We start from the raw sequence: 16520 nt of genomic DNA, 5'->3' as shown, positions 1-16520 counted from the left end.
GCTTCCATCTGCGCAGCCACAGGAAGCGCGCAGAAGCGCTCATCTGCGCGAAGTCTGAAACTCCGGACAATAAAAGCGATCCCCGTCACATTGCTGGGCCAGAGTCGCGTTGTATGGATAGCGCATCAAATCACGCTGATGCCCTCGCCCTCATCGACAAGGCGGTATCCAATGACAACTTCAAGCGTTGAAGCACAAAGCACTCTTCCGGTCGTTCTGCGATTCGTGATCTATAGCCTTATCGGTATTTTGTTCTTCTTCCTCCCCATCACCATCAACGGCAAGAGCACCATCCCGTTGGATCACTTGGTGACGTGGATTCAAACTGCCGCGGCACCGGTCGTTCCGTACATTATCTTGCTGATGCTCGTCTGCGGGACAGTTATTCCCTTCGTCACCGGAGGATGGAAGGCATCCAAGGTACGTGGCATATTCGCATTCCTGAACATCTTCGGGCTGGCTGTCGGCTGTTCGCTGCTCTTCAACTTTGCCCCGGCGTGGCTCAGCGATCCGGACATGGGTCCTTTTCTGCTGGACAAATTGGTCATTCCCGTTGGCTTGATCGTTCCAGTAGGTGCCATCTTCTTGGCCTTGCTAGTTGGCTACGGGCTGATGGAGTTCCTTGGTGTCTTCTGCCAACCGGTCATGCGTCCAATTTGGCGCACCCCGGGACGTTCGGCCGTGGATGCCGTGGCTTCCTTCGTGGGAAGCTACTCGCTGGGTCTGCTGATCACCGACCGCATGTACCGTGGCGGCCGCTACACGGGTCGCGAAGCTGCCATCATCGCTACCGGTTTTTCCACGGTGTCAGCCAGCTTCATGGTTATTGTTGCCAAGGCGCTGGACCTGATGGACCACTGGAGCCTGTACTTCTGGCTGTCGCTGGTAGTCACCTTTGCGGTGACCGCCATTTCGGTGCGCATTCCGCCTTTGAGCCGGATTCCAGACACGACGTACCTGGGCATGGAACATGACAAGGAAAAACTGGTCACGGGCAATCGTGCACGCGTTGCCTGGAGCGAAGCCATGGGAGCCTCGCGGCGAGCGCCATCGCTGCTCAAGAATGTCGGCGCCAACGTATGGGATGGGCTGAAAATGGCCATGGCAATTTTGCCGTCCATTCTCTCTGTCGGATTGCTCGGACTGGTGGTTGCCCGCTTCACTCCAGTTTTCGACTGGCTAGGATACCTGTTTGTCCCATTTGCCTGGATCGTCGGGCTGGATGACCCGTTGCTGGCTGGCAAGGCTTCGGCTACCGGCATTGCTGAAATGTTCCTTCCAGCAACCCTCATTGCGGGACACGAATCCATCGAGCTGCGCATGGTGATCGCCATCGTTTGCGTCTCTGCAATCATCTTCTTTTCAGCATTGGTGCCATGCGTCCTGGCGACGCAGATTCCGCTGAACATCCCGCAGATGGTAGCTATCTGGTTCGTGCGCGTTGTCCTGACCATCCTCATCGCGACACCAATCGTGCGCATGCTGCTATAGGTCGGCTGCGCTGGCGCACGGCAGCTTGCGAAACCAATGGGTTGAACCGAGTGATGCTTTCCGATTCGACGCGACCACGCCATGTCGCGGCACTGTTGCAGCTTTGCGATTCCTGAATGCCGTTGCAAGGCGGAGACGATCCGTCGTTGAATGGTCGAACCGATACGACGGAAAGCAGGTTCCAATGAATCACTTACACGAATCAGGTGCTCCGATGCAGGGTGATCCGAGTATTCCCGACCAGCCAGAACCGCCAGCGCAACCGCCGACACCAGATGCTCCGCCAAGCCCGGCGCAGCCGGACGTACCACCAAGCCCTTCGCATCCGGATGGGCCGATCCCGCCCCCGGGCCCGCAGGATCCCACTGAGCCGGCGCCGGGGCACCCAACTGACCCCACGACTCCGCCACCGCCTGCATTCGCCTAGGCGCAACGACCGAGGCTGGCGACATCCAATGCCCTGCAGGAACCTGGTTCCTGCAGGGCATTGGCCATAACTGCAAGAAGTTGGGTCAAACGCCTATCGAGATCAAGGAGATCTGCCTCCGCTCGGCGATGCCCGTGAGCGCTTGCAGCAAGCCGGGACAGCGACGAAGCCAACCGGGTGAGCTATTTACCGAAGTCGGGATCGCAGGTAGAAGCGGAACGGTTATCGTGACCGCATCAATGTCCTCGTTCGCTATTCCGGTCGACGACGCAAGGACGCAAATCAACCGTGGGAACGCTATCGGGGCCGCTCAGGTAGCTCTACTGTCGCCGCGCATCGGTACAGTGGATCCAAGCAGTATTACTCTGCATTGGCGACCACCCTGTGAAAGGCGCAAATGGCACATTCAGTACAGGTGAAAGATCGAATTCGTGGAGTCCTGACCGGGATGGCTGCCGGAGATGCCCTGGGCGCGGGCTACGAATTCAACGCACCGTTGCCCGAATCCGCCAAAATCTCGATGATTGGTGGCGGGTTGGGCGATTTTGCGCCCGGGGAGTGGACCGACGACACCTCAATGGCCATAGTCATTGCCCAGGGCCTGCTGGATTCCAACGGCAAGCTTGATGGTGACGCGAGCAACTACATGGTTCGGGAATGGGCCAAATGGGCCACGAACGCACCGGACGTCGGCAACCAGACGCGGGCTGTCCTTGCCCACGCCCAGCATGTTGCGTCTGCTGACGGAAGAGCCGAGCCGACCGCTGATGATGCGCTAGCTGGTTCTGAACAGATTCACCGGAGAACTGGCCGCTCCGGCGGGAACGGCAGTCTCATGCGCACAGCGCCCGTGGCGCTGGCTTATCTGTCTGAACCGCCTGCTGCCGCATTCGAAGCTGCGGCAGCTATCAGCAAGCTGACCCATTTTGATGATGAAGCCGCTGAGGCCTGCGGGCTTTGGACAGTAGCCATTCACCACGCTGTGCTCACCGGCGAACTAGATATTCGCAGTGGTCTTGCGATGCTTGAACCAGAACGCGCACAAGCATGGGAGCAGCGCATCCACCAGGCCGAAAACCATCGACCTCGGGACTTCACAAATAACGGTTGGGTCGTTGAAGCATTCCAAGGTGCTTGGAGCGCGATCGCCACCGCCGAACCGGAAGACGGGAACGCTCGCTTGGTTCCGGTGCTGGAAGCGGCTGTTCGCGGAGGCGTGGATACCGACACCGTGGCAGCCATCGCCGGATCGCTCATTGGCGCAGCTTCAGGGTTCTCGAGTGTTCCGGCGCAGTGGGTGGATATGGTCCACGGTTGGCCCGGAATGAGGATGCAACAGCTTGTCGATATTTCGAGTGAGCTCGCGGGCTAAGTTCTCCTGCGGGATCTTGCTTCTAGTCCCGGGCTGGTCGTCGAGCTTCCAGCTTCTGTGGCAGCACGATGCTGACTTCGTGGCGCACCCCACGCGCACCGAGGCCAGTCAGATCAATCGCTAGAAACCAGGGTCCGGAATGGGGCACCTTGATTCGGTATGGAGCACGGCGTGCCAGTCCACCGTATGCTTCGAATTCTTCTCCGTCTTGGAATGCCGCGAAATTTTCCGGATCCATCAACCGCAGATGAGCCGGTCCACTGAGAGTCACTACCAAGATGCTTCCCCGCTCAATGAAATCCCAATAATGTTCAGCAAAATTAGGCTCCGCCAATGCCAGCCTCCTCGATCCCAGGTGATCCGCCGAGCAGCGGATCCAGACCCATTAACTCAAATTCAGGCCAGTGTCGCCAACGCACCCAAGGCAAGAGCACTGTACCGGTTCGGGCATTTGCAACGGCAAAGCTGCAGGAGTCTGGAGAACGGGGTCTTCTGGTCTTTGGGGTGCGTCGCGTTGCCACCTCAACCGATGCCAGATCCGCGATCGCAAGAGGGCTAGTGGCAATTACCATTCGAGCTGCCGGCAGGTGGCATGAGCCGATCGTTGCATTGGACGAGCCGGAAGCCATCGGCTATTGGGTCCCGGATACCGGGGCAAGGAAGCAATATGACGACTCGAACGATTCGATCTCAACCGGATTGACGTGCTAGGCGGCAATTAATCCGCTGCTCGCGATAGCGTACCTAAGTGGGATGAAGTAACGCACAACTTGGGTCATGGCGGCCCAGAGCAATGAGGCAAAGTTCATGGATTTACTGACGGGCATTGGCCTGGAACAACTGCGAATGTGGATTTGGATTCTGGTGATTGGTTTTGCCGTGGCGGCGGGGCTATGGCGGAGGCACCAGCTAGTGGCGGTCGCCCTGGCCTCGGTGCTCTTATTCGCCGCTGCCAGCGCCGGTGCCGGGATCTATATCCTGAAGCGGCCAGGTGATCCGCGATGGACCATGGGCGAGCCTCCGGTGAATGCCCCTGATCTTTCCGGAATACCAGTTGTGGGCAAGCAACTGGCTCCCGTGGAATCTGCATTGGAATCGATTGCCGGGGGAGTGAATTCCTTCTGGGAATTCAATCAGGCCCTGCCGGTGGCCCTCGACTTCTTTGAACGCAGCGGCTGGGCCCTGCTCGCGGCCATTCCGCTGATCATCGCCATGATGATCAAGACTTTCAGGGCTGCCAGCCGCCGCAGGCAGGAACTGAAGAACCTCAGTGGTGCCGTGGCGCAACTCCAATCCGAGCTTGCCGCGATCAAGGGGAATTTGTCTGAGCAGGGCACTGCGGCCGAGGCTCCAGAACAGGGCAGCCAACGGGAGAACGCAGGCACTCGTAGATCGCGCCGGGGCGAATGAACGTTAATTAGCCAGACGCGAAACGGCGCCGGATCTGTCCTGCACTGCTGGACAAGACCGGCGCCGTTCTCTGCGACCCGAGTGAGCTGGGGTAACTAGGCCAACGTCGCGGTATCGATTACGAAGCGGTAGCGGACATCGGATGCCAGCACGCGCTCGTAAGCCTCATTGATCTGCGTGGCACCGATGACCTCGATCTCTGCGCCAATGCCATGCTGGGCACAGAAATCCAGCATCTCCTGGGTTTCCTCGATGCCGCCGATCTGCGAACCTGCGAAGGAACGGCGTCCCCCGATCAGTGCGAAGGCATTGACAGGCAACGGTTCTGCCGGAGCACCAACGTTGACCATGGTGCCGTTCACGCGCAGCAGTCCGAGGTAGGCACTGACGTCGATGGAAGCGCTGACGGTGTTGATGATCAGGTCGAACTTCTTCTGCAGATCCTTGAAGGTGTTCTCATCGCTGGTGGCCCGGTAGTCGGTTGCGCCCAGCTTCAGTCCATCATCCTTCTTCTTCAGCGACTGCGACAGAACGGTGACCTCAGCGCCCATGGCACTGGCGATCTTGACCGCCATGTGGCCCAGGCCGCCGAGTCCCACGACGGCAATCTTCTTGCCCGGCCCTGCACCCCAGTGCCTCAGCGGGGAGAAGGTGGTGATGCCGGCGCAAAGCAGGGGCGCGGCAACATCCAGATCGATGCCTTCAGGAATGTTCAGGGCGAAGTTCTCGGTAACCACGACATGCGTGGCGTAGCCACCTTGGGTCATGCTGCCATCACGGTCAAGAGCACCGTAGGTACCAACACTCTGCTCGCAGAATTGCTGGTCTCCGGCAAGGCAGTTCTCGCATTCCATGCAGGAATTGACCATGCAGCCCACGCCAACGCGGTCGCCCACCTTGTGCTTGGTTACCTCTGGCCCGACTTCGGCAACGATGCCGGCAATTTCGTGGCCCGGCACTAGCGGGTAGGTCTGGTTTCCCCATTCTCCGCGCACCGTGTGGATGTCGGAGTGGCAGATGCCGGAGAACTTGATATCAATCAAGACATCGTGCGGACCTACTGCACGACGTTCAATCTGCGTCGGAATGAGTCCATCAGTCGCAGAGTGCGCTGCGTATGCATTGACCATAGTTGCCATCAGGTTTTTCCTTTGTCTTGCGGGTTGCGACTGGAAATGTTCTGGACTGCGGCGATTGCCGCGGTCCGTCAGGGCAAAGCCCATGGAGAACAACAATCGACAGGCTATGAATAATCCCGGCTGGAGAAATTTTCCTTCTGCAGGTTTCCCTGCCTAAATGAGGATCAACGCGCACCGTGCTGGTTGCGCCCGGGGATCGCCAGGGCAGCAGCGCCGCATGATCTTCGCTGGTTGCCCAGGCTGCAAGGCCGCTCTCAAACGATGAATGGCAGCGACGCAAGTGGCTGGCACGCGCCTATCGCCCAAGAACTGCGTCTTTTGCCAATTCCCGGTAGGCTAGTACCTGGGTCTGCATGTTCTATGCGGGCCCCAAAAGAAAATAACTCCCAGGGCTGACTGACCGTTGGTCCCGACCGCCAGTTTCGCGGTCCTCGGTAGTGACTTTCGCTAGGGCAAATATGCGCCCCAGCGCGGGTCTCGATCGAAGACCAGATCTGGGTAGGGCCACACGGTTCGCTCATCCACCACGTGGGAGCGATCGAAAGGAGCACCCCCTTAATGGAGGGTCCAGAAATCCAATTCGCCGAAGCACAGATCGACAACGGTCGCTACGGCACCCGCACCATTCGCTTCGAAACCGGCCGCATTGCCAAGCAGGCTGCAGGTTCGGCAATGGTCTACATCGATGACGAGACCGCACTGCTCTCGGCAACTACCGCTGGCAAGCACCCACGCGAAGGCTTCGACTTCTTCCCACTGACCGTGGACGTTGAAGAGCGCATGTACGCAGCCGGCCGCATCCCAGGCAGCTTCTTCCGCCGCGAAGGCCGCCCATCGACCGAAGCCATCCTGGCTTGCCGCCTGATGGACCGCCCACTGCGCCCAGCCTTCGTCAAGGGCCTGCGCAACGAGGTCCAGGTTGTCGTCACCGTGCTGTCCATCGAGCCAGATGAGCTGTACGACGTCGTAGCGATCAACGCTTCGTCGATGTCCACCCAGCTTTCGGGTCTGCCATTCTCCGGCCCAATCGGCGGCGTTCGCGTTGCACTGGTTGATGACGGAAACGGCGCACAGTGGGTTGCCTTCCCACGCCACTCCGAGCTGAAGAACGCTGTCTTCAACATGGTTGTTGCCGGCCGTATCGCTGGCGACGACGTTGCCATCATGATGGTGGAAGCTGAAGCTACCGACAACGCTTGGGAACTGATCAAGGAACGCGGCGTCCAGGCTCCAACCGAAGAGGTTGTCGCTGAGGGCCTTGAGGCTGCGAAGCCATTCATCAAGGTCCTGTGCGAGGCCCAGGCCGACCTGGCTGCTCGCGCTGCCAAGGAAACCGTTGAATTCCCGGTCTTCCGCGATTACGAAGAAGATGCCTTCGCCGCTGTCGAGGCTGCTGCTTCGATCCGCTTGACGGAGATCTACACCATCGCTGACAAGCAGGAGCGCGACAACGCTGCCAGCGCATACAAGGAAGAGATCGTTGCATCGCTGGCTGGCGAAGGCAACGCTTTCGCAGGCCGCGAGGGTGAAATCTCCAAGGCATTCGGCGCTGTTACCAAGCACATCGTGCGCCAGCGCATCCTGACCGACCAGATCCGCATCGACGGCCGCGGCCTTGCTGACATCCGCCAGCTCTCCGCCGAGGTCGAGGTTCTGCCTCGCGTTCACGGTTCGGCAATCTTCGAGCGTGGCGAAACCCAGATCATGGGCGTCACCACCTTGAACATGCTGAAGATGGAACAGCAGATCGACTCGCTGTCGCCGGTGAAGACCAAGCGCTACATGCACAACTACAACTTCCCTCCATACTCGACCGGTGAAACCGGCCGTGTTGGTTCGCCTAAGCGCCGCGAAATCGGCCATGGCGCACTGGCTGAGCGCGCACTGGTTCCAGTGCTGCCTAGCCGCGAGGAATTCCCATACGCAATCCGCCAGGTCTCCGAGGCATTGGGCTCCAACGGCTCGACCTCCATGGGCTCGGTTTGCGCATCGACCCTGTCGCTGCTGAACGCTGGCGTGCCACTGAAGGCTGCCGTTGCAGGCATCGCCATGGGCCTGGTTTCGGACACCGTAGACGGCGAAACCCGTTACGCTGCCCTGACCGATATCCTCGGTGCCGAAGATGCCATGGGCGACATGGACTTCAAGGTTGCAGGTACCTCCGAGTTCGTTACCGCGATCCAGCTGGACACCAAGCTGGATGGTATTCCGGCATCGGTTCTGGCCGCCGCGCTGACCCAGGCTCGCGAAGCACGCCTGCACATCCTGAACGTTCTGAACCAGGCTATCGACGCTCCGGATGAACTGAACGTCAACGCTCCACGAATCATCTCCGTGAAGATTCCAGTGGACAAGATCGGCGAGGTCATCGGCCCTAAGGGCAAGATGATCAACCAGATCCAGGAAGACACCGGCGCTGACATCTCGATCGAAGATGACGGCACCGTGCTGATCGGCGCAACCAACGGCGAGTCCGCTGAAGCTGCCCGCTCGGCCATCAACGCTATTGCCAACCCTCAGGTTCCTGAGGTCGGCGAGCGTTACCTGGGTACCGTCGTGAAGCTGACCACCTTCGGTGCGTTCGTTTCGCTGACCCCGGGCAAGGACGGCCTGCTGCACATCTCCGAGCTGCGCAAGATCAACGATGGCAAGCGTGTCGAGGACGTCGAAGACGTCGTCGGCGTTGGCCAGAAGCTGCAGGTGGAGATCACCAAGATTGATGACCGCGGCAAGCTGTCGCTGGCTCCAGTCGTCGAGGAAGAAGCTGAAGAAGCAGTTGCTGCTGAGTAGTCTTTAGATTCTTGCTGAAAACCCCGATTCGCTTGGCGAATCGGGGTTTTTGCTTATTCTTGCCCGGGAGCAGGTTCCTGCCAAAGTCTTTGGCGGTCCTGGTTGGAGGCATGACCTGATGACGCAGCCAATTGAACTCTCATAGATCTTCTCCAAGTTCCAAAGCGGGTGCCGCTTGGCGGAGAGAACCTATCGCGGGGGCTCACGCTTCCAATTCAAGAAGCATCTGCAGTGCCTCGCGAGAAATTGTGCGCAAGGCATTTCCACTGCGCCGCGCTGCCCTTTCGGACGACCTCAGTGGAGTTTCTCAGGCGCTAGCTGCCAGCCTGATACCCAGTACCTTGCGGGCCGCAGCTAGCGCCGGACAACACGTGCTGTACCCCATTGCCGCTTTCCAGCCACGTTGGCTTTGGGCGGAGGCAAGCACTGACCTTAACCAGATAAAACCATCTGGGTCAGATGGACTGCGGAGAGTTGAACCAGCGGTCCTAGTGTCCAGAGTGTACTCGTCCCGGTTCGCTCAGGCGCAGAGCCGCAGGCGGGAAGGCGCTGATACCCCTGATTCGATCGCTGGCCACCTAGGATAGGAACGAGGAATAGAAAAAGTAGCCGTAGCGCAAATGAAGGACGTTGAACCAGTGGATATCGGGGGAACGAAACTGCAGCACCAGAATCTGCTGGTGACGCTGTACGGCCTGTATGGCGAACCGGCCAATGGCTCTTTCCCTGTTTCTATCATCGTCGAGATGTTCGATGCCTTGGGAATCAAGTCGCAAGCAATCCGCTCCACCATTTCACGGTTGAAAAGCCGCGGCGTGCTCATTAACGAACGCGCAGGGAACGAATCCCAGTACCAGCTCTCCGCCGAGGTTATGGACAGCTTCCGGAAGGACGACCAACGGATCTTTGCTCCTTCGCGTTCAACCTCCGGGGACTCCTTGGTGCTGGCTATTTTTTCCGTACCCGAGAGCGAGCGGAATCGCCGGTACGAACTGCGCACCGAGCTGGCTAGCTTAGGGTTCGGGATGGTCTCCGGAGGAGTGGCTGTGGGGCCGCATCTGGCATTCGAGCAGGCTAAGGTCCGCTTGGATGCGCGAGGATTGTCCAAGTACGTCGAGTTCTTCAAGGCTGACTACATGTCCCCTGCCGATATCCGGGACAAGGTTGCCCAATGGTGGGATCTTGAAGCACTGGACCAGCAGTACACCGACTTCCTCCAGTTGTATGTCGGACGCTTAGGAACGTGGCAGCAACGGCTAGCTGATCCCGTCGAGTCAGCCGAGCAGCGCTCGGAACTGGAGCGGGCGGCTTTCGCCTTCTATATTCCGATGCTTACGCGCTGGCGGCGTTTCCCTTATCGGGATCCGAATTTGCCCTTCGAATACCTGCCTGATGGGTGGAAAGCTCCGCAGGCCAAGAAGACCTTCCTGGCGTTGCACGCGCTGTTGTCCCCGCATGCGGAGCTATACGCGAGTCGGCTACTCGGCTCGCGCGTCGACTAGTACCTGCCGCATCCAGGTCTGCACGGCCTGCCAATGATGCTGCTGCGGGTCGATGATTTCAAAGTGGTCCAGCGACCGGTGGATCATTTGTTCCGGCAGAACGTGTCCGGCCAGGGAATCCAGGTATTCCCGCGTGTGCTCCAGCGGTACCCGGTCGTCGTTGAACCCGTGGACCAAGAGCGTTGGCACCGAAGGCGGTGGGGCCTGGATTGGCGAAGCATCGTGGTAGATTACCGGAATCCCGGCCGGAGAATCGCCGAAATATTCCATTGCTGCACCATCGCCGAGGGATTCTGCATGCACCTTGGAAGCATCGGTGACTGGAGCGAGGCCTACCACGGCATCGGCGAAATTGGAGTTCAGCAGCGCCAATTGACCGCCGACCGAATGTCCGATAAGAATAGCTGCCTCGGATTGGCCCTGGTATCGCAACGTGCTGCGCACGAGCTGGATTGCCGCGGCCACATCGAAAGATGGGGTGGGCCACGGGTGGTCCGGACCGCGCCGGTATTCCACGTTGGCCACGCTCCAGCCAGAGCGCAGCAAATCGTCAGCCATCGGTTGCATCACGCTGGCGGTGATCCGCTGGCGCCAGTAGCCGCCGTGGACCAGGACCGCAGTGCCCAGGGAAGGCTGTTTGAACGGGTGCGCCAGGATGAAATGCTGGTCGGGATGATCCCCGTACTTGAGCAACTCGGACTCTCGCGTATTTTGCGGCACTGCGCTTTTTCCTTCCATCCTGCGGCGGCCGGCAGGAGTAACCCTGCCGGCCACGTAGTAATTTCTGCCAATGCTAGTCTGCGCCGGGTACGGATCCCGGTGGCAGGAAGTCCACGTCACGCAGTGCTGAGAGGCGGACAACTTCCTCCGGGTCAGACAAGTTGTGAAGCTCATCGAAGAGCGTGGACAGTTGTCCCGAAGGGCTTACCCAAAAGAGCGATTTGCCCGGTGCGCCATCCTTGACGTAGTAGGCGTGAGGAAGTCCCATGGGCATGCGGACGGTATCGCCAGGCCCGGCCTTGAACCATTCGCCGTCCAGGTACAGGGTGTAAGTGCCTTCCATTATGTAAATGTGCTCATCTTGCTTAGGGTGCACGTGCGGAGGCACACCGGTTCCAGTGGGATCAAGGGAAAGCCATGCAAAGCTGCTGGAACTCTCGACCTTGGAGAGATAGGTGTGGCCGAGGACATTCCACGTCTTGTTGCCCATTGATTCACTGGCCAAAGTTATGCCCTTGGGCAGATCGCCCAGAATGATTTCTTGGCCTTGCTGCTGTTCCATGATGACTCCTTAACGGGTAGATGGCTGGTGCGTCCAGCATGGCATGAATCACATTAGATATGCAATAGGTCTTGCGATCGCAAAATTCGGTGTATATGATTTCTATCACTTCGGCCTATGCTGCCGGACTCTTCACTACCCTCGCAATTCACGCATCGCGGTCCAAGGGACCCGTTGCTGCACTCTACGAGTAAGGCACCAATGTGAATACCACTCAGGTAAAAGGAATGAGCGTCTACACGCTTGGCACCGGAGGCGGCCCGATCGTTTCCAGTTCCCGTGCTGGCACCAGCACGGCGATTAGGGTCGATGGGGCAACCTACGTGATTGACTGCGGCATGGGAAGCATCCGCAATTACCGGTCGCATGCCGAATGGGGCGAATTGCGCGCGGTGCTGCTGACCCATCACCACTCGGACCACATCTACGATCTCGGCGCCTATCTGGTGACCGGGTGGCAGGTCCCGGGGGAGTCTTTCGCCCGGCCTATCCAAGTTTTCGGCCCTGGACGTCCCAATCGCATCCCCGCCCTTGGCCCGGAGCACGAGCAGCAGATCGCTTCGCGCGTCGCCGAGCGGGAAATGACCAGCACCGAAGAAATCGTCGATGCGCTGCTGGACAAGGTCTTCTCCTCCGACGTGTTGATCCGCATGGCCGATGAAGGCCGCGACGAACCCCACGAATGGATCCAGTCGCAGAACATCCAGATCCCCGAGGCATCCGGGGCCTGCGCAGTTGAAAACCGCCACCCGGAAATGGAGCCCTTTGAGATCTACCGAGATGAGCTGGTGGCGATCTCCGCGATTCTGGTCGACCACCGCTTGTGCTTCCCGGCATTCGCCTTCCGGATCGACTCGCGCTACGGTTCCGTCGTGGTCTCCGGAGACACCGCCTACTCCGAGAACTGCATCAGGCTCGCCCGCGGAGCTGACTTGCTGCTGCATGAGGTCATCGATCTGCCTGGCATCCTGGCGACATTCCCGGACGGCCCGACGCGCGATGGCATCGAAGTGCATTTGCGTGAATCGCACACGCCGTACAGCGAGGTGGGCAAGGTCGCCGCGAAAGCCGAAGTCGGCGCGCTGGTGCTGCATCACATCGTTCCCAACACCCCCGGTGCCGCTGATCTGGAAGCTATGCTGGAGACCGCACGCGGTGATTTCGCGGGGAATGTATCCATCGCCGAGGACAATGACGTCTTCAGCATCGGCCCGGCGGCGCTGGGACTCTCCGCGGCCGATTCCAAGGGGAGCTTGGTATGAGTACGACACAGAATCTCGCGGACCACACCTTGCGTGCGGCCATTGCCAACGGCAAGATGAACCGGCGCGCCTGGATGGTGACCGGCATGCTGGTACTCTTCCAGATCGTGAACTTCGCCGACAAGGCGGTCCTGGGGCTCGTGGCTGATCCCGCCATGCGCGAACTCGGGTTGACTGCCGGTCAGTTCGGCTTCATCGGCAGCGCCTTCTTCTTCCTCTTCGCCATTGTCGGAGTTATTGTCGGCTTCCTGGCCGGAAAGGTATCCACCCGCTGGATCCTGCTGACCATGGGCATTGCCTGGGCGGTCCTGCAGTTCCCGATGCTCTTCGGCGGAGGCGCGGCAATCCTGCTGGTCACACGCATCCTGCTGGGTGGAGCCGAGGGGCCGGCGACCCCCATTTCGCTGCAGCATGCCCACGGCTGGTTCAATGCGAAGGAACGTGGGCTGCCCAGCAGCGTCATCGCTGCCGGTTCAACCCTGGGGCCGATCCTCGCGGCTCCTGCCCTTGCATGGATCATCGCCAACCCGGCCCTGGGCTGGCGCTGGGCCTTCGGTTTCCTGGGGATCTTCGGGCTGCTCTGGAGCGTAGCGTGGCTGCTTCTGGGCCGCGACGGCCCGTACAGCCATTCCACGGCGGGCAAGGCACAGGCGAAAGCCGGTGCCATCTCATTGGCGGAGGACCAGCAGCAGGCTGGGCAGAAACCGGAACCGGTCGCCGAATTCGACCTGCAGGGCAAGGGGAGCATTGCGGATTCCTCCGATCTGCTGAAAATCGTGCCGATTCGACGAGTCCTGGGCTCGTGGATGTTCGCGGCGGCGGTGCTCGCAGGTGCCGGCTGCTTCTGGGCGCAGGGATTCTTGACCACGTGGTCCCCGAAATATCTGGCATCCGTCGTTGCCCTGACACCGGAAATGATCGGTTTGGTCTCCACCTTCCCCTGGGTGATCGGCGCTATCGCGCTGCTGGTTTTGGGCTTCGGCTCCCGCTACTTGATGAAGCGCGGCGTGACGGTTCGCTGGGCCATGGGCGCCCTGTTCGGCGCAACGTTGCTGATTTCCGGGGTCTGCTTCTCGATCCTGCCCTTCCTCTCCGGCTACGCCGCCGTGGCGATGCTGACTCTCGGTGCCGGTACGGCAATGATCTATCCCTTGGCTCCCACGGCAATCGCCTTCAGCGTCTGCTCCAGGCAGCGCGCGGCCCTCATGGCCACGCTCACTGGACTGGCTTCGGTGGGCGGCGTGGTCGCTCCCGCAATGGTCGGTGGCCTGATGGACAGCGCGGGCTATATTCCCAGCCCTAAGGGCGTGGCTGACTCGGCGGAGATGGCCGAGTTGCTGGCTCAGGGCATGAATGCCTCATTCGGGATGATCGGAATCTACCTGGTTGTTGTTGGCATCTTCTGCGTCTTGATGCTCAATCCGGACCGGACAGCGCGCAAGCTGCAGACCAGCTTCACGTTCACCGGCTAGCCAAGATCGCCCCGGATCGAGCTGCAGGATCCCATCGGCCAAGTCGCAACGGCCGATGGGATTCTGCTGCACATGGCGATCCGCGGCCTAGCTCCTATGGATGCCGGTGGGAGTGATGGCGCAGGAAGCATGGCCGCACTCAGGGCAGGCATTCATGGAATGCGCTGCAATGCCTGCATGGCTGTTTCGCCTTTTGGAAAATCCCTTTGCATTCCACCCGGCCATCGTTTCCCCGGTGCCAGCGCACTTGCATTTCGCAAGTGCGATCTTGCCGGCAAGCGGACCCTTGGCAGGCCTGGGGGTGCTGGAAAAGGATAAAACCGTGGCACACCGCTGTGCGCGGTGTGCCACGGTTCAGGACGTTCGTGCTGGAAGGTGCGCAGAGCCAGGGCTAATCGGACGCGAAGGCCTGCTTGGCCTTGGCAGATCGGGCAGCATCTGGTTTGATGCGTGGTGGAATCATCGCCACGGAAATGGCGGCGACTACGCCGACGATGGCGAAGAATACGAAATTGAACTCGAAGCTGATGCCCGAAGCCGCGATCCAGCCGCCGATGATGGGGCCGGAGATGGCGCCGATGCGGGCGAAGGACAATGCCCAGCCCGTGGCCGTGCCGCGCTGCGCGGCCGGGTAGTAATCGGCAATGTATCCGGTGAGAACCAGCGACGTGGAAATCGAGCCGATGCCGGCGAAGGCCACGAAGAACAGATTGACCAGCATAGTATTGGGGAACATCAGCAGGAGGATGCCTCCCGCACCGAGCAGGTAGAAAATCACCAGAATGGTCTTCTGCCCGTACTTGTCGGCGAGGAAGCCCAGGGCCAGTCCGCCGGCGGCTGAGGCGAGGGAGAAGACCAGCAGGAATGTTAGCGAGGAACCGAGGTTGTACCCTGCGCTGCGCATGATCTGCGGCAGCCAGGTATTCAAGCCGTAGACCAGGACCATGCCGCAGAATAGCGAGATCCAGAAGAAGATGGTTGATCGCAAGTACGTTGCGGAGAACATGGAAGCCATGACCTGGCGCCAGGGGGCCTTGCCGGTGCGAACCGGTGGCGCCACGGGCTCGTAATCGGGGATGCTGTGCCGGGCGGCCAGTGCTTTGGCTTCGCTGATCCGGCCCTTGGATACCAGATATTCAAGGGATTCGGGAAGCATCCAGGCAACTAAGGGAAGTAGAACTACAGGTAATGCGCCCACCGCGATAACCCCGCGCCAACCTATCGCGGGCAGAAGCGACATAGCGACCAAGGCAGCGGCGACGATTCCCAGGGAATAGCCTGAGTACATGATGCCGTAGTTAAGTGAGCGTTTCTTGGGTGGCGAATACTCGATGGTCAGCGCGGCGGCCACCGGGATGATGCCGCCCATACCCAGTCCGCCGATCAGCCTGAAGAGGCCGAATATCTCGGGAGTAGGAGCTAGCGCGGCACCGGCTTGGGTGATTGTGAAGACTAGCATGGCCAGCAGGAGCATGCGCTTACGGCCGATGATGTCGCTGAGCGTGCCGATGAACAGTGCGCCGAAGAGCATGCCCACCAACGCGTAGGCTCCGAGGCCGCCGAGCTCCATGGGACTCAGCGACCATTCCTTGTATTCGGCCAATGCCGGGAGCACTGCACCGAGCACGCCGACGTCGTAGCCTTCGGCCAGGATGGCCAGCCAGCAGGCGAAGAGCACCATTGAAGTGGTTCGTTTGGGGATTTTCCAATCCGCGGCTGCGGGGGATTTCGGCATTTGTTCAATCTCCTTGTGTGGGTAGGGCGGAGTTCTTGGAACACCAATAGGATTATCACGTTAAAGTGACGTGCGTTACAATAGCTATACACTTTTTAATTAGGGGGATCTTGATGCCTGCATTCGCGGGAATGGACGAATCCGGGCAGTTGTTGCAGCAGCTCGCCGCAGACTTCATCGCGTCGGGAATCGCAGGAACGGCGTTGGAGCGAACCATTGAATGGGTTGATACCGATGCTGCGGGGCATCATCATAATTCAGCCATCTTGCGCTTCGTCGAGGCGGCCGAAGCCAAACTGTTTCGCGAGGCTGGCGCGGAGTCCTACTTCTCCATCTCGCCACGAGTCCGCCATGAGGTCGACTATCGGGCCAAGCTGTATTTCGGCCAAGCGGTGACCACCGCGATTCGCGTGGAGAAGGTCGGGGCCAGTTCGATGTCGTTCGGATTCAAGGTCTGGGGGCATGCGCACCAAGGGCGCGGGTTCGCGCTGGCCGCTGAAGGCCGTTTCGTGACAGTGTGCGTTCCGGTTGGCGGTGAGTCATCTGCCCCCTGGCCCCGTGAAATCCTCGCTGGCATTGATGCTGGTTCCTGAGCGCGGCACCGCGCCCCGTGCGAGCTGGTGGATATATGCGCGAGC

The 16520-nt window shown here is 59.9% G+C and carries 13 protein-coding genes; 8 read left to right on the top strand and 5 right to left on the bottom strand.

Features of this window, described 5'->3' with window-relative positions:
- The first annotated feature begins 171 nt into the window (after window positions 1-171).
- Window positions 172-1491 carry a YjiH family protein gene (locus AC1Z36_RS15375; protein ID WP_332486513.1) on the top strand — a complete coding sequence of 440 codons (1320 nt, stop codon included), beginning with the start codon at window positions 172-174 and terminating at the stop codon, window positions 1489-1491.
- An 824-nt stretch (window positions 1492-2315) separates the two neighbouring features.
- Window positions 2316-3290, top strand: a complete 975-nt coding sequence (locus tag AC1Z36_RS15370; protein WP_332486511.1) for an ADP-ribosylglycohydrolase family protein — start codon at window positions 2316-2318, stop codon at window positions 3288-3290.
- A gap of 22 nt (window positions 3291-3312) precedes the next feature.
- On the opposite strand, the gene AC1Z36_RS15365 is transcribed toward AC1Z36_RS15370, so the two are convergent.
- Entirely contained in the window at window positions 3313-3624 is a 312-nt protein-coding gene (locus AC1Z36_RS15365) for a DUF1883 domain-containing protein (protein ID WP_166650648.1), read from the bottom strand.
- A gap of 473 nt (window positions 3625-4097) precedes the next feature.
- Here AC1Z36_RS15365 and AC1Z36_RS15360 point away from each other — a divergent pair, with 473 nt between their 5' ends.
- Window positions 4098-4700 (top strand): hypothetical protein, encoded by a 603-nt coding sequence (locus AC1Z36_RS15360; RefSeq protein WP_133832980.1) that lies wholly within the window; start codon window positions 4098-4100, stop codon window positions 4698-4700.
- A gap of 95 nt (window positions 4701-4795) precedes the next feature.
- Here the strand turns inward: AC1Z36_RS15360 and AC1Z36_RS15355 are convergent, their stop codons facing one another.
- Window positions 4796-5839: an NAD(P)-dependent alcohol dehydrogenase gene (locus tag AC1Z36_RS15355; protein ID WP_332486506.1), complete on the bottom strand. Its 1044-nt coding sequence runs from the start codon at window positions 5837-5839 to the stop codon at window positions 4796-4798.
- Between the two features lie 558 nt (window positions 5840-6397).
- On the opposite strand from AC1Z36_RS15355, the gene AC1Z36_RS15350 reads away from it, so the two are divergent.
- Complete coding sequence (locus AC1Z36_RS15350; RefSeq protein ID WP_105658211.1) at window positions 6398-8629, top strand: polyribonucleotide nucleotidyltransferase; 2232 nt, start codon at window positions 6398-6400, stop codon at window positions 8627-8629.
- A gap of 620 nt (window positions 8630-9249) precedes the next feature.
- The gene (locus AC1Z36_RS15345) at window positions 9250-10131 is read left to right on the top strand and encodes a PaaX family transcriptional regulator (RefSeq protein ID WP_332502873.1); all 882 of its coding nucleotides are present in this window, start codon (window positions 9250-9252) and stop codon (window positions 10129-10131) included.
- Here AC1Z36_RS15345 and AC1Z36_RS15340 read toward each other — a convergent pair.
- Both AC1Z36_RS15340 and AC1Z36_RS15335 read right to left on the bottom strand, forming a co-directional pair.
- Complete coding sequence (locus tag AC1Z36_RS15340; RefSeq protein ID WP_332595228.1) at window positions 10108-10851, bottom strand: alpha/beta hydrolase; 744 nt, start codon at window positions 10849-10851, stop codon at window positions 10108-10110. The genes AC1Z36_RS15345 and AC1Z36_RS15340 overlap by 24 nt on opposite strands.
- 73 nt (window positions 10852-10924) lie before the next feature.
- Window positions 10925-11413 (bottom strand): cupin domain-containing protein, encoded by a 489-nt coding sequence (locus AC1Z36_RS15335; protein ID WP_105658208.1) that lies wholly within the window; start codon window positions 11411-11413, stop codon window positions 10925-10927.
- Between the two features lie 227 nt (window positions 11414-11640).
- Here AC1Z36_RS15335 and AC1Z36_RS15330 point away from each other — a divergent pair, with 227 nt between their 5' ends.
- Window positions 11641-12675, top strand: a complete 1035-nt coding sequence (locus AC1Z36_RS15330; RefSeq protein WP_332502878.1) for an MBL fold metallo-hydrolase — start codon at window positions 11641-11643, stop codon at window positions 12673-12675.
- Window positions 12672-14147, top strand: a complete 1476-nt coding sequence (locus AC1Z36_RS15325) for an MFS transporter (protein ID WP_332499018.1) — start codon at window positions 12672-12674, stop codon at window positions 14145-14147. The genes AC1Z36_RS15330 and AC1Z36_RS15325 overlap by 4 nt, the downstream gene beginning before the upstream one ends.
- A gap of 391 nt (window positions 14148-14538) precedes the next feature.
- On the opposite strand, the gene AC1Z36_RS15320 is transcribed toward AC1Z36_RS15325, so the two are convergent.
- A complete protein-coding gene (locus AC1Z36_RS15320) occupies window positions 14539-15882 on the bottom strand; it encodes an MFS transporter (RefSeq protein ID WP_332489234.1) in 1344 nt (447 codons plus the stop codon).
- A gap of 113 nt (window positions 15883-15995) precedes the next feature.
- Between AC1Z36_RS15320 and AC1Z36_RS15315 the strand changes: the two genes are divergently transcribed.
- On the top strand, window positions 15996-16475 hold the full coding sequence (locus AC1Z36_RS15315; RefSeq protein WP_286134605.1) for an acyl-CoA thioesterase: 480 nt from the start codon (window positions 15996-15998) through the stop codon (window positions 16473-16475).
- The last annotated feature ends 45 nt before the right edge of the window (window positions 16476-16520 follow it).

Source organism: Glutamicibacter sp. BS14 (assembly GCF_056934375.1).
This window is presented reverse-complemented; position numbering and strand designations above follow the sequence as displayed.